The 13,180-nt window shown below is 72.2% G+C and carries 10 protein-coding genes and 1 pseudogene; 3 read left to right on the forward strand and 8 right to left on the reverse strand.

The features are described 5' to 3' along the window. Positions 1 to 46 precede the first annotated feature (46 nt). From ACFYXS_RS19370 to ACFYXS_RS19385, 4 genes and pseudogenes are all read right to left on the reverse strand, one after another. Positions 47 to 349: pseudogene (locus ACFYXS_RS19370) on the reverse strand (transglycosylase SLT domain-containing protein); the annotation flags it as partial. Positions 350 to 1,260: 911 nt separating this feature from the next. Continuing rightward, positions 1,261 to 2,073, reverse strand: coding sequence for a putative protein N(5)-glutamine methyltransferase (locus ACFYXS_RS19375; protein WP_389249582.1), 813 nt, complete (start codon positions 2,071 to 2,073; stop codon positions 1,261 to 1,263). 105 nt (positions 2,074 to 2,178) lie between these two features. Then, positions 2,179 to 3,054 carry a hypothetical protein gene (locus ACFYXS_RS19380; RefSeq protein WP_389249584.1) on the reverse strand — a complete coding sequence of 292 codons (876 nt, stop codon included), beginning with the start codon at positions 3,052 to 3,054 and terminating at the stop codon, positions 2,179 to 2,181. Next, complete coding sequence (locus ACFYXS_RS19385) at positions 3,051 to 3,854, reverse strand: MerR family DNA-binding transcriptional regulator (RefSeq protein WP_389249586.1); 804 nt, start codon at positions 3,852 to 3,854, stop codon at positions 3,051 to 3,053. The genes ACFYXS_RS19380 and ACFYXS_RS19385 overlap by 4 nt, the downstream gene beginning before the upstream one ends. Positions 3,855 to 4,232: 378 nt before the next feature. Between ACFYXS_RS19385 and ACFYXS_RS19390 the strand changes: the two genes are divergently transcribed. From ACFYXS_RS19390 to ACFYXS_RS19400, 3 genes are all read left to right on the forward strand, one after another. Continuing rightward, positions 4,233 to 6,299, forward strand: a complete 2,067-nt coding sequence (locus ACFYXS_RS19390) for a putative Ig domain-containing protein (protein WP_389249588.1) — start codon at positions 4,233 to 4,235, stop codon at positions 6,297 to 6,299. A 93-nt stretch (positions 6,300 to 6,392) separates the two neighbouring features. Then, positions 6,393 to 6,845: a hypothetical protein gene (locus tag ACFYXS_RS19395; RefSeq protein ID WP_389249590.1), complete on the forward strand. Its 453-nt coding sequence runs from the start codon at positions 6,393 to 6,395 to the stop codon at positions 6,843 to 6,845. Between the two features lie 257 nt (positions 6,846 to 7,102). Further along, entirely contained in the window at positions 7,103 to 9,082 is a 1,980-nt protein-coding gene (locus tag ACFYXS_RS19400; RefSeq protein ID WP_389249592.1) for an Ig-like domain repeat protein, read from the forward strand. Between the two features lie 79 nt (positions 9,083 to 9,161). On the opposite strand, the gene ppk2 is transcribed toward ACFYXS_RS19400, so the two are convergent. From ppk2 to ACFYXS_RS19420, 4 genes are all read right to left on the reverse strand, one after another. Further along, entirely contained in the window at positions 9,162 to 10,058 is an 897-nt protein-coding gene (gene ppk2, locus ACFYXS_RS19405; RefSeq protein WP_389249594.1) for a polyphosphate kinase 2, read from the reverse strand. Between the two features lie 13 nt (positions 10,059 to 10,071). After that, positions 10,072 to 10,293, reverse strand: a complete 222-nt coding sequence (locus ACFYXS_RS19410) for a hypothetical protein (protein ID WP_389249596.1) — start codon at positions 10,291 to 10,293, stop codon at positions 10,072 to 10,074. Positions 10,294 to 10,327: 34 nt separating this feature from the next. After that, positions 10,328 to 11,479 carry an anion permease gene (locus ACFYXS_RS19415; RefSeq protein ID WP_389249599.1) on the reverse strand — a complete coding sequence of 384 codons (1,152 nt, stop codon included), beginning with the start codon at positions 11,477 to 11,479 and terminating at the stop codon, positions 10,328 to 10,330. 69 nt (positions 11,480 to 11,548) lie between these two features. After that, positions 11,549 to 13,108: a substrate-binding domain-containing protein gene (locus ACFYXS_RS19420; RefSeq protein WP_389249601.1), complete on the reverse strand. Its 1,560-nt coding sequence runs from the start codon at positions 13,106 to 13,108 to the stop codon at positions 11,549 to 11,551. Positions 13,109 to 13,180 lie beyond the last annotated feature (72 nt).

Raw genomic sequence — 13,180 nt, forward strand, 5'->3', positions numbered from 1 at the left:
GGGCACTCTTCACGGGCACACACTCGTGGCGCTGTCGCGCGCGGCCTCAGTAGGCCGAGTTGACGTTGTCGATCGAACCGTAGCGGTGGGCCGCGTAGTTGCAGGCCGCCGTGATGTTCGCGACCGGGTCGTAGATGTTGTGGGAGGTTCCGGGCACGTGGTACGTGTTGAACGTCGGGTCGATGACCTGCATGAGGCCCTTCGACGGTATGCCCTTCGCCGCGTTGCTGTCCCAGTTGTTGATCGCCGACGGGTTGCCCGAGGACTCGCGCATCAGGTTCTTGTAGATGCCGTTGTACGTGCCCGGGATGCCGTTCTTGTGCATGATCTCCAGGCTCTGGTTGATCCAGGCGTTGACGGAGCCGGAGTGCGTCGTAGCGGCGGAAGCGGTGGGGGCCATCGCCACACCACCGGCGACGACGGCGGCGCTGGCAGCGACGACGCCGAGGGAGATCTTCTTGGCCTTGGCGGCGGAGGCGAACTTCGTCATGGAGGAGATCTGCATTCGTTTCTTTCCTTTTCCGTGGGGTACGCCATGAATTGTTGGCCGAATTCCTGGCGGGGGTCAATGCCCCCTCTTACGACCGTGATTAGTAGTGCCCTCAGGGTCCAAAGTCCCGCCGCCCAGTCACCGGACGGGAATTGAGGGCCGCGGACTACTAAGAGAGCCGGATTGTGGCGCGCGCCATATCTGCCACGTCACACGCAAACCCCCACAAATCACCCCCGGCGTGACCGGCGCCACGTGGTCCCGGTCACGAATCCCCGGGCGATGTCGCACCACGCGACCGGGGCGTGGCGCTGCGTGTCCGGCCCCCGCGCGACGGCGACGCAACGGGGCCTTGCCCACCGTGCCGACACAGGCCCCGCACAGAGGTGCAGCCCCCAGCAGACGTGGGCGAACGCGCCGAGGGGCCGCCGCTCCGGCACATCGGTACCGGGGCGGCGGCCCCTGCGCGGCGGACCGGCGCCGGCACCGCGACCGGCGCCGGACACCCCCCTTACGCGCGCCCGCGCGCCCGCGCGGGCGCGGCACAAAGAGGAAGCGCGGAAGGCCGGCGGAGAGGCGGCAGATTCCCCTTCACACGGGCGGGGGACTTTCCCTTCCTGGCGCCGGGACTTTCCCCTCAGCGGGCCGGGACTTTCTCCCTTTCGCGCTTTCCCCCATTCTTACTTTCCGCCTTTCGGCGGCCGGGCCTTTCGACGGCGCGCCGACGGGACCTTGGTCCCATTCCGGCGGGGACTTTTCTCCGCGGACCCTTATACGGACGGGGCCGCGGTGCCGACGATCACGGTGGCGTGCCATTCCTCGGAGACAGCGACGCGCGCGCGAAGGCCGGCCCGGGTGACGGCCTCGACCGCCGCCGGAGCCTGCCGCTCCCCGGTCTCGAAGAGGAGCCGGCCGCCCGGGGCCAGCCAGTCGGGGGCGCGGGCGATGACCCGGCGGAGGATGTCGAGGCCGTCGGGGCCGCCGTCGAGGGCGGTGAGCGGTTCGTGGTCGCGGGCCTCGGCGGGCAGGAGACCGACGGCCCCGGTGGGGACGTACGGGGCGTTGGCGACCAGGATGTCGACGCTGCCGCGCAACCGGGCGGGCAGCGGCTCGTAGAGGTCGCCCTCGTGGACCTCACCGCCCGCGGCGGCCAGGTTCCGGCGGGCGCAGGCGACCGCGGCGGGATCGATGTCGGCGGCGTACAGCCGCGGCCGCTCCACCTCGGCGGCCAGCGCGGCGCCCACCGCGCCGGAACCGCAGCACAGGTCGACGACGACCGCGCCGGGGCGGGCCAGCCGGGCGGCCTCGCCGGCGAGGAACTCGGTACGGCGCCGGGGCACGAAGACACCGGGGTCCACGGCGATGCGCAGACCGCGGAACTCGGCCCAGCCGACGACCTGTTCGAGGGGAAAGCCGGACGTACGGCGCTCGACCATGACGGCGAGCTCGGCGGGGGTCCGCGCGGCGGCGAGGAGCAGTCGCGCCTCGTCCTCGGCGAAGACGCAGCCGGCGGCGCGGAGCGCGGCGACGACGGCCAGGTGATCGATCGGGGTGGGCGGCACGGAAGGAGGCAATGCGGGCATGAAGGCCTTTCGGGATGCCGAAGGGCGCTCTCGCGGTCTCCTACGCCGGAGTGGCAGCGGAGCCGTACGGGGGGAGCACCCAACCTGACATGGCGGTAATGGGTCTCACCTCCTCGGTCCGTCCACTGCGGGCGACGCCACGTTACCCGAGCCCCCGCGGCCCGCCCACCCCAGGGCGGCGACGACGGCGCGCGGATCGTCGGCGTGGAAGCGCAGCACGTCCGCCCGGGCGGGTGCGCCCAGCGGGCGCAGGAAGGCCACCGGTTCGGTCAGCTCGACGGTCACGGTGGTCTGGCCGCCGACGATCAGGTCCGCGGTGCCGTCGCCGGAGAGCGTCAGCAGCAGTCCGCCGGGGAAGCGCCGGTCGACGCGGGCCGCCGCTATCCGCCCGGCGGGCACCCGGATGTCGACGAGCGCGCCGTACCGCACCCGCAGCGAGCCGTCCGCCTCCACGACGTGCGGGCGGACCACGCAGGCCGCGTGCAGCGCCAGGACGAAGAAGCAGCCCCACAGGTCGAGGACGAGCACAACGGCGTGCACGGCGGGCCAGGGAATGACCAGCGCCAGCATCACGGTCTCGACCACGGAGACGAAAAGCAGGCCGTGGAGGGTCGCGGTCTGCGCCCCGGCGTACGGGGCCGGGGTCGCGCCCTTGCCCACGCCGTGCCGCGGCCGTCCCGCGATCCACCGCAACAGGCTGGCGGCCAGGGCGAGTTCGTGACACATCAGCCGCCGCACGGCCACCGGCACCGCGTCGCGCACGGCCGTCCGCAGCGCGGCCCACCACGACTCGCCCCGGCGCCTCGCCGCGTGGTGGGTCCGCACCAGGCGCGTCAGTCGCCACGCGGACGCGACGGCCAGGCAGAGTTCCGTGCCCAGGAGCACCAGCAGCGGCACCGGCACCCCGGCCGACAAGCACGCGGCGAGCACGGCATCCGCGCAGAGCAGCAGGCCCAGCGCCCAGCCCCTGCCTCTCTTCATCGGGCACGCTCCCGCAGCAGCCGGATCGCCTGCTGCACCGCCTCGGCCTGGGCGGGGGCGTGGTCGTCGAGGAACGCGGCGACGAAGCCGCCCTGCCCGGCGGCCGCCACCACGTCGTCCTCACCGGTGCCGGCCATCGCGGCGACGATCTCGTCCGGGACGGCGTCGGCGATGGCCCGCGCCGCCTCGCCGACCCGGGGGTCGTCGACGGGCGCCCCGGCCAGCTCGTCCATGAGCGCGTAGACCGCGTACGCGCGGCGCATCGCGTCCGGGCCGGTGTCCATGGAGCGCAGCAGGCCGGTCAGCCAGCCCCGGGTCTGCGGGCCGGCCGCCGTTTCGAGGAGGGCGAGCAGTTCGCGTTCCCTGGCCGCCATCGCGGGCTCGGGCCCTGGCAGGTCCGCGGTGACGCGGGCCATGTCGGCGAAGAGCGCGGCGAGTTCGGGGGAGACGGGGCCCTCCGCGGGAAGCCCGCCGGTCCCGGCCTGGCGCAGCAGTTCCGCCAGGCGGGCGCGGCGGCCGCGGATGGCCTCCTCCTGGCGGGCGAGGTCGGCGTCGAGTTCGGCGAGCACTTCCGCCAGGTCCTTGCCGGCGTCGTCGGCGAGCACGTCCCCGATCTCCTCCAGGCCGAGGCCGAGTTCGGCGAGCCGCCGGACGCGGGCGAGCCCGACGGCGTCGCGCAGCCCGTAGTCGCGGTAGCCGTTGACGCGGCGCGCGGGCTCGGGCAGCAGCCCGATGCGGTGGTAGTGCCGGACCGTGCGGGTGCTGACCCCGGCGAGGGCGGCGAGTTCTCCGATGCGCATGGGGCCAGTAGAGACCTTGACGCTGCGACAAGGTCAAGGACGGCGCGGCCACAGCGGGGCGTACAGGGAAAACCCTAGGGAAATCGGACCGGCCGACGGCGGGCCGAGGGCTCCCGCCTCGGTCCGGGCAAACGCCCCTCAAGCGGCGGTAAAGATCTTCCTCCGCCGCTGTTCGGCGGTGGCGCCCTGCAATAGCTTCGGCGCGTCAGCCGTCATCACCCGTACGCAGCCGCAGCACAGGGGTGGTCTACGCGTGTCGAAATGACATGCACATGCCTTGCAGGCAGATGACCTCCGCACCCCCGCGGCCGCCCAGGACCCGCGCCGCCCGCACCGCGCCGTGACACCCCCACTCCCGGCACTCGACGGAGGCACCTCGTGCACCTCTCCACGCACCGACTGAGACGATCGGTCGCCGCGGCCCTGCCCGCGCTCGCCCTGGCCGTCAGCGGCCTGCTGGCCGCCGGTCCCGCGGCCCAGGCCGCGGCACCCACCCCCCACACCACCTCGGCCCGCGACACCCAGAACGCCCGGGCCCTGCAGTCGCCGCAGGCCCAGGCGGTGCACTCGACCGGCACGGCCGGTGCCCACGTCCCGACCCGCCACCTGTGCGGCGCACCCGCGGCCGGTCACGCCAGCTGCATGGCCCAGCGGCGCACCGACATCGCGATGCGGCGCGACAACACGCTCTCCCCCCAGGCCACCCCGTCCGGTCTGGGCCCGGCCAACCTGCACAGCGCCTACAACCTGCCGTCCACCGGCGGCTCCGGCCTCACCGTGGCCATCGTCGACGCCTACGACGACCCCAACGCCGCCGCCGACCTGTCCACCTACCGCTCCCAGTACGGACTGTCGGCGTGCACGACCGCCAACGGCTGCTTCAAGAAGGTCGGCCAGACCGGCAGCACCACCAACCTGCCGAGCCCCGACAGCGGTTGGGCCGGTGAGATAGCGCTCGACCTCGACATGGTCAGCGCCGCCTGCCCGAGCTGCAACATCCTGCTGGTCGAGGCCGACTCCGCGAGCATGGAGGACCTCGGCGCGGCCGTGAACGAGGCCGTCGCGCTCGGCGCGAAGTTCGTCTCCAACAGCTACGGCGGCGACGAGGAGTCCGCCGACCCGTCGTACGACAGCGCCTACTTCAACCACCCGGGCGTCGCCATCACCGTCTCCGCCGGCGATGCCGGCTACGGCGCCGAGTACCCGGCGGCCTCCCGCTACGTGACCGCCGTCGGCGGCACCTCGCTGAACACCTCCTCCACCACCCGCGGCTGGACCGAGAAGGTCTGGGGCACCACCTCGGGCGGCGACGGCACCGGCTCGGGCTGCTCCGCGTACGACACCAAGCCCACCTGGCAAACCGACACCGGCTGCGCCCGGCGCACCGTCGCCGACGTCTCCGCGGTGGCCGACCCCGCCACCGGCGTCGCGGTGTACGACACCTACGGCGGCTCCGGCTGGGCGGTCTACGGCGGCACCAGTGCCTCCTCCCCGCTCATCGCGGGCGTGTACGCCCTGGGCGGCGCCCCGGCCGCGGGCAGCAACCCGGCGTCGTACCCCTACGCCCACACCGCCAACCTCTACGACGTGACCACCGGCGCCAACGGCAGCTGCTCCAGCTCCTACCTGTGCACCGCCAAGTCCGGCTACGACGGCCCGACCGGCCTCGGCACCCCGAACGGTGTCACCGCCTTCAAGAACGGCACCAGCAGCGGCAACACGGTGACCGTCACCAACCCGGGCAGCCAGACCGGCACCGTCGGCACCGCCCGCAGCCTGCAGATCGCGGCCACCGACAGCGCGGGCGCCGCGCTCACCTACAGCGCGAGCGGCCTGCCCGCCGGGCTGTCCGTGAACGCCTCGACCGGCCTGATCTCCGGCACCCCGAGCACCGCCGGGACCTACCAGACCACCGTCACCGCCTCCGACTCCACCGGCGCCTCCGGCTCGGCCTCCTTCGGCTGGACGATCGCGCCGGCCGGCGGCGGCACCTGCACGGCCGGCCAGCTGCTGGCCAACCCCGGCTTCGAGTCCGGCGCCACCGGCTGGACCGCCTCCAGCGGTGTGGTCACCAACGACTCCGGTGAGGTCGCGCACGGCGGCTCGTACAAGGCCTGGCTGGACGGCTACGGCTCCACGCACACCGACACGCTCTCCCAGTCGGTGACCGTCCCGAGCGGCTGCCGGGCCACCCTCACCTTCTGGCTGCACATCGACACCGCCGAGACCACCACGACCTCGGCCTACGACAAGCTCACCGTCACAGCCGGGTCCACCACCCTGGCCACGTACTCCAACCTCAACAAGGCCACCGGGTACGCCCAGAAGAGCTTCGACCTGTCCTCCTTCGCCGGCTCCACCGTCACCCTGAAGTTCAGCGGCGCCGAGGACTCCTCCCTGCAGACGAGTTTCGTGGTCGACGACACCGCCCTGACCACGGGCTGAGCCCCTTCCTCCCCGCGTGGGGTCCCGGTCGCCGCGAGGCGGCCGGGACCCTTTTCCGTCCGGGACACGTCACAGTGGAAAGGAGGCTCTCCCATGCACCGACCGCACCGACCGCACCCCCGAGCGACAGCCGCCGCAGCGGCGGCCGTCGCGGCCCTCGTGCTCAGCGCCTGCGGCGGCAGCGCCCAGCCGGGCGACGGCCCGGCCACCGGCGTGAAGCCGTGCCCCACCCGGCTCGACCTCACCGCCGCCGACAGCGGCCGCACGTTCTGCGTGGGCACCGGCGCCACGGTCCGCGTCACGCTCGACGGCAGCCCCGACCGCCCCTGGTCCCCCGTCGCGCTCACGGGCGGCGCCCTGCGGGCAGGCAACGCCGGCATCGGCGCCCCCCGCGGCGACGCCCTCGCCGCGTACCACGCCGCCGCCCCCGGCACGGCCCGCCTCACCGCCACCCGTCCCCTGTGCGCCCAGCCGACCTCCCCGGACGGGGTAGCCTGCCTGGGACTGCGCGAGTGGACCGTCACCGTGCGGGTCGCCCAGGGCTGAACACCGCGACCGCGAAAAGGTTGTACGGATCCCGGCATCGAATCGGGCACAGTACGGTCAGCTCCCGACGAAGTCGCGGTAACGGATCGACTCGGGCGATCAATGCAGTAGCCCGCTGTCATAGGCATGACGTAGCGTTTCCCCTTGCCACCGATGAAGGCGCGCCGGAGCATCCTCACGGACGCCCGCGCCCCACGGCTGCACCCACACCTCGCCGGAGGACTTCCGGACTCCACGCCTGCCTGGGGGGAACCAGCTTGCGCACCCGTCAGATCGCGGGCGGGACGGCTCTGTCCGTCCTGCTCGCCACCGCATCCCTGCTCGGTGTCGCGGCCACGCCGGCTGCCGCCACCGACGGCGGGACCGCCGTCCCGCCGGTGTCCTCGTTCAGCCAGGAGGACCCGGCCCTCGCCGCGACCACCCTCACGGTGAACGCCCCGGCCACCGCGCTTCCCGGCGACGAGGTCACCGTCACCGGCACCCTCGCCTCCTCCGTGCCCTTCGCGGACGGCACCACGGTCACCGTGACCCGCACCGACTCCGCCACGGCCGACGCGCCGCTGGGCACCGCGACGGTCGCCGCCGACGGCACCTTCTCGCTCAAGGACACCCCGTCCGCACTGGGCACCAGCACCTACACGGTCAGCTACGCCGGCGACACCGACCACGACGCCGCCACCGGCAGCGCCACCGTCAGCGTCGCCCGGACCGCCACCGCGCTCACGGTCAACGCCCCGGCCACCGCGCTTCCCGGCGACGAGGTCACCGTCACCGGCACCCTCGCCTCCTCCGTGCCCTTCGCGGACGGCACCACGGTCACCGTGACCCGCACCGACTCCGTCACGGCCGACGCGCCGCTGGGCACCGCGACGGTCGCCGCCGACGGCACCTTCTCGCTCAAGGACACCCCGTCCGCACTGGGCACCAGCACCTACACGGTCAGCTACGCCGGCGACACCGACCACGACGCCGCCACCGGCAGCGCCACCGTCAGCGTCGCCCGGACCGCCACCGCGCTCACGGTCAACGCCCCCGCCACGGGCATCCCCGGCCGTGAGGTCGTCGTCACCGGCACGTTCAGCTCGCCCGTGCCCTTCCCGGCCGGCACCAGGCTCACGGTGACCCGCACCGACTCGGCCCACCCGGCCGGCGTGACGCTGGGCACCATCGGGGTCGCGTCCAACGGCACCTTCCTCTTCCGGAACGTGCCGTCCGCACTGGGCAACAACACCTACACGGTCAGCTACGCGGGCGACGCCCAGCACGCCGCCGCCACCGCGAAGGACACCGTCAAGGTCGCCCGGGTCGCCTCGACCCTCACGGTGAGCGCCCCCTCCTCCGCGAAGCGGTCCGCCAAGATCACGGTGACGGGCAGGCTCACGTCGAGCGTGTCCTTCCCGGCCGGTACCAGGGTCGCGGTGGTCCGTACCGACCTCACGTACCCCAAGGGCAAGTCGCTCGGCACCAAGACGGTCGCGTCCAACGGCACGTTCAGCTTCACGGACACCCCGACCACCGGTGGCAGCGTCACCTACACCGCCACCTACGCGGGCAACGCCCAGCACAACCCCGCCACCGGCAAGGACACCGTCGCGGTCTCCCGCCTGGCCACGTCGGTCAGCATCAGGACCAACCACTCGACGTACTCCTACGGGGCGACGGCCACCGTCATCGGGCACCTCGGCAAGACCGGCAAGAGCCGTGTGGTGTCGATCTACGCCCAGCCGGCCGGCGGCACGAAGAAGCTGGTCAAGACCGCCAACGTCAACTCCGCCGGCGACCTGAAGGTGACCTACAAGCTCAGCCGCAACACCACCTTCTGGGCCTCGTTCGGCGGTGACTTCTCCTACGCGCCGAAGTCGGTGTCGCGGGCGGTCGGCACGCAGGTCAAGGTCTCCACGTCCGTCTCGCGCCACTACCGGACGGGCAAGATCGGCTCGACCAACTACTACTGGTTCCGCAAGAACGCCGCGCCGCTGTTCAGCACGACGATGACCTACGCCACGAACCGCGAAGAGCGGTTCGAGCTGGAGGTCTACTACCAGGGCCGCTGGTACCCGGCCGACAAGGAGTACTTCGAGCTGGGGACCGCCGGCAAGGCGCTGGTCACGCTGCCGGGACCGGGCGAGGCCGGTATCCGGGCCCGGGTGCGCGTCTCGTACATCAAGGGCAGCTCGGGCGACAGCCTGAACACCACGACGTACGGCGACTGGAAGTACCTGTACTTCACCAACTGACGCCGCACACCCCGCACACGGACGAGGCCGCCCCGGATCACCCGGGGCGGCCTCGTCCGTGTGCGGAGTGTGCGGGAGGTCAGGCCTCGCCCGCCTCCAGCAGGTTCACGGCGGCGCCGACGATCCGCGGGTCGGGGACGCCGACGACCTCCTCGTCCTTGTCCGGGTAGTCGAAGCGGGCGAGCACGCTGCGCATCGCCTCGACGCGGGCGCGCTTCTTGTCGTTGCTCTTCACGACCGTCCAGGGCGCCTGCTCGGTGTCCGTCTCGCGGAACATCGCGACCTTCGCCGCGGTGTAGTCGTCCCAGCGGTCCAGGGACGCCAGGTCCATGGGGCTGAGCTTCCACTGCCGCACCGGGTCGACCTGGCGGATGGTGAAGCGGGTGCGCTGTTCGTCGCGGGAGACGGAGAACCAGAACTTCACCAGGTCGATGCCGTCGTCCACGAGCATCCGCTCGAAGGCGGGCGCCTGGCGCATGAAGCGCTGGTACTCGTCGTCGGTGCAGAAGCCCATGACCCGCTCGACACCGGCCCGGTTGTACCAGGAGCGGTCGAACATGACGATCTCGCCGGCCGTCGGCAGGTGGTCGACGTACCGCTGGAAGTACCACTGGCCGCGCTCGCGCTCGGTCGGCTTGACCAGGGCGACGACCCGGGCACCGCGCGGGTTCAGGTGCTCGGTGAACCGCTTGATGGTGCCGCCCTTGCCGGCCGCGTCACGCCCCTCGAAGACGATCACCAGCCGGCGCCCGGTCTCCTTGATCCAGCTCTGCAGCTTCAGCAGTTCGATCTGCTGCAGCCGCTTGTGCCACTCGTACTCCTTGCGCTCCATCCGGTGGTCGTACGGATAGTTCTCGCGCCAGGTCTCGACGGGGGTGCCGTCGGGGCGGATGAGCACGGGCTCGTCCTGGTCGGTGTAGTCGACCTGCATACCGGCCAGCAGGTCCGGATCGGCGGGGTGCGGGAGCGTCGCCATGTCGCCTCGCCTCTCAGTGGAACTGGGGAACGATCAGATAGATGCCGTACGCCACGACCGCGGCACAGGCCAGGAAGCACAGGCCGGCGGCCGCGTACGACACGGTCGCGCCGTCGCGGGAACCCTCGGCCCGCGAGAGGCCGAGGACACCGAGAGCGAAGACGACGACCACACCCACCGTAACGCCAGTGCTGACGGCGGCCACTTCGCCGAGGGCGCTCCAGTCCAGTTGCATCGCATTTCTCCTTGTCGGACGCGGTCGGACGCGGTCAGGCGGCCGACGGGGCGGAGGTCGCGGAGGGGCGCAGCGCCACGGTATGCGTGTCGTTGACATTGTGGGCGTGCACCGGGTTGCGGCGTGAGAGCACGACGATGAACGACGCCACCGCCACCGCCACCAGGGCGATCACCACGGTGCCCGCGGTGCCGCCGTGCTGCACGACGCTCGCCGAGACCCCGCCGACCAGCGCGGCGGCCGGCAGCGTCACCAGCCAGGCGATCACCATGCGGCCCGCGGTGCCCCACCGGACCTCGGCCAGGCGGCGGCCCAGCCCGGCGCCCAGGATGCCGCCCGAGCACACCTGGGTCGTCGACAGCGCGAAGCCCAGGTGCGCGGAGGTCAGGATCACCGTCGTGGAGGCCGCCTCGGCCGCGAAGCCCTGCGGCGACTGGATGTCGGTGAGCCCCTTGCCCATGGTGCGGATGATCCGCCAGCCGCCCAGGTACGTGCCGAGCCCGATCGCCAGGCCCGCCGCCCCGATCACCCACACCGGCGGCCCCGCGTCGTGCCCGAGGGCACCGGCGGAGATCAGGGTGAGCGTGATCACACCCATGGTCTTCTGGGCGTCGTTCGTGCCGTGCGCCAGCGACACCAGCGACGCCGACGCGATCTGCCCGAGCCGGAAGCCCCGGGTCACCGACTCCTGCCGCGCCCGCGCGGTGATCCGGTAGGCCAGGTACGTCGCCAGCAGTGCCGCGATCCCCGCCACCAGGGGGGACGCGACCGCGGGGATCAGTACCTTCTCGACAACCTTGTCGAAGTGCACGCCCTTGCTGCCGGCGCCCACCCACACGGCGCCGATCAGGCCGCCGAAGAGGGCGTGGGAGCTGCTCGACGGCAGCCCCAGCAGCCAGGTCATGAGATTCCACAGCACCGCGCCGACCAGCCCCGCGAAGATCATGCCCGGGGTGACCAGGGTGTCGTCGACGATACCGCCGGAGATCGTCTTCGCGACCTCGGTGGAGAGGAAGGCGCCGACGATGTTCAGCACGCCGCTGATGAGGACCGCGGTCCGCGGTCGCAGAGCTCCCGTCGCGATGGACGTCGCCATCGCATTCGCCGTGTCATGGAAGCCGTTGGTGAAGTCGAAGGCCAGCGCGGTCACGATCACGACCGCCACGAGAAACGTGATGTGGTCCATGCCCCTTGAGGGAAAGGGCTCCACGCGTACACCAGGCGACGCCCGCATGACGCCCGCCGGTACTTCTCGTCAGGACACGGCATAGTCCTTCAGTCCGCAGCGCTGGATCGCGGCGGCGGAGTAGCAGGGCAGGTGGCCGTGGGATCTGACGACGGCCTGGCCGGGGCCCAGGAGCATGTAGTGCAGGAAGCTCGCGGTGAGGGAGTCGGCGGCGGGGGTGCCGAAGGTGTAGGCGTACTCGAGGTCGTTGAAGGGGTAGCGGGTGTCGCCGTCGGCCCCGGTCGACGGGGCGAAGCCGTTGATCTCCAGGATCCGCACGTGCGGTGCGGCCCTGGCGGCGCCCAGTTCGGCGTAGCCGATGGCGCCGGGGACCTGTCCGACCTCGGAGAGGACCTTGGCGGTGCTGTCGCGTTCGCAGCGGATCACCGGGGCGTCCTGGTAGTCCTTCTTCACGCATTCCCGTGAGGTGAACGGGCCTTCGCCCTTGCCCCCGAGGACGCGCGTGCGGAAGATCTGGCGGGTGCCGGAGTCGGAATTGCGGCTGACGAGGCGGATGGGGACCGAACCGCCGCCGAGGGATTTCCAGTTGTCCACGGTGCCATCGAAGACGGTCCGTATCTGGGCGACCGACAGGTTCGTCACGGGGACGTCGTCGTTCACGACGAGCGCGAAGGCGGAGACGGCGACCCGGCTGTCCGTGAGCTGGGAGAGGTCGTCCGGGGCGGGGCCGTCGGACATGGCCACCACCGAGGAGCCGTGGCCCGCCTTCCCGTCGTCCGCCAGGTCGCGGACGCCCCGGTCGCTGGAGTTCGCGTCGACCTCGATGTGGGAACCCTCGCAGTCCGCGGCGTAACGGCGGGCGAGTTCCTCCATGACCGGGGCGAAGGCCGTGGACCCGGTGACGGTCAGCCGGCCGGTGGCGCAGCCGAGGGGCGGCGGCGCGTCCTCGCGCACGACGATGATCGAGGCCAGCACGGTGACGCAGACGGTCAGCAGGATGGTGATCCACCGGGTCGCGCGGCTGAACAGCGGGGGCGCGGCGTCGACGGGCATCGCCTTGTTGGGGACGACGACGCCGTCGCGGATGCCGCCGGTGATCCGGACGCCGCCGCCGACGTGGCCGCCGGTGAGCAGCACCAGCAGCTTGTAGTGCTGGCCCCGGTTGAGTGGCACGCGGGGCAGGTGGATGACGTTGCCCTCGTGGCGGACCCCGCCCTCGCCACCGGCCGGGGCGAAGTGGTCCATGAGGCCGCCGGCGTCGACCTGGGTGACGGCCACGCCGCGGACCAGGCGCCCGGCGAAGACCACGTTCAGGGCCCGGTGCGGGTCGCGGTTGGTGTAGTCGCTGTCGGCGACGGACTCGCCGCCGTCGTTCTCGATGCGGAGCAGGACGAGAGTGGCGTCCACCATGTCCGGCAGGTCGTTGAAGAGACCGAGCCGCACATTGGTCGCGCCGGCTTCGCCGTCGGGGTCGTCACTGCCGATCGGGGTGTCCATCTGGACGCGGTAGCCAATGCGCTTGCGGCGCGGCACCCGGCGTTCGTACCAGACCACCCCGACGGAGACCACCAGACCGACGATGGCGGTCAGCACCGCCACGATGTTGTCGGCACTCAGCCAATCGCCCATGCTCGTTCTCGCATCCCCCGTGCAGCCGCTGTGTCCGTGGTGCCGCCCGCGCCGGTCGTGACGGTGGTGACG

This window comes from Streptomyces sp. NPDC002574, from assembly GCF_042889545.1.
Taxonomy (GTDB): domain Bacteria; phylum Actinomycetota; class Actinomycetes; order Streptomycetales; family Streptomycetaceae; genus Actinacidiphila.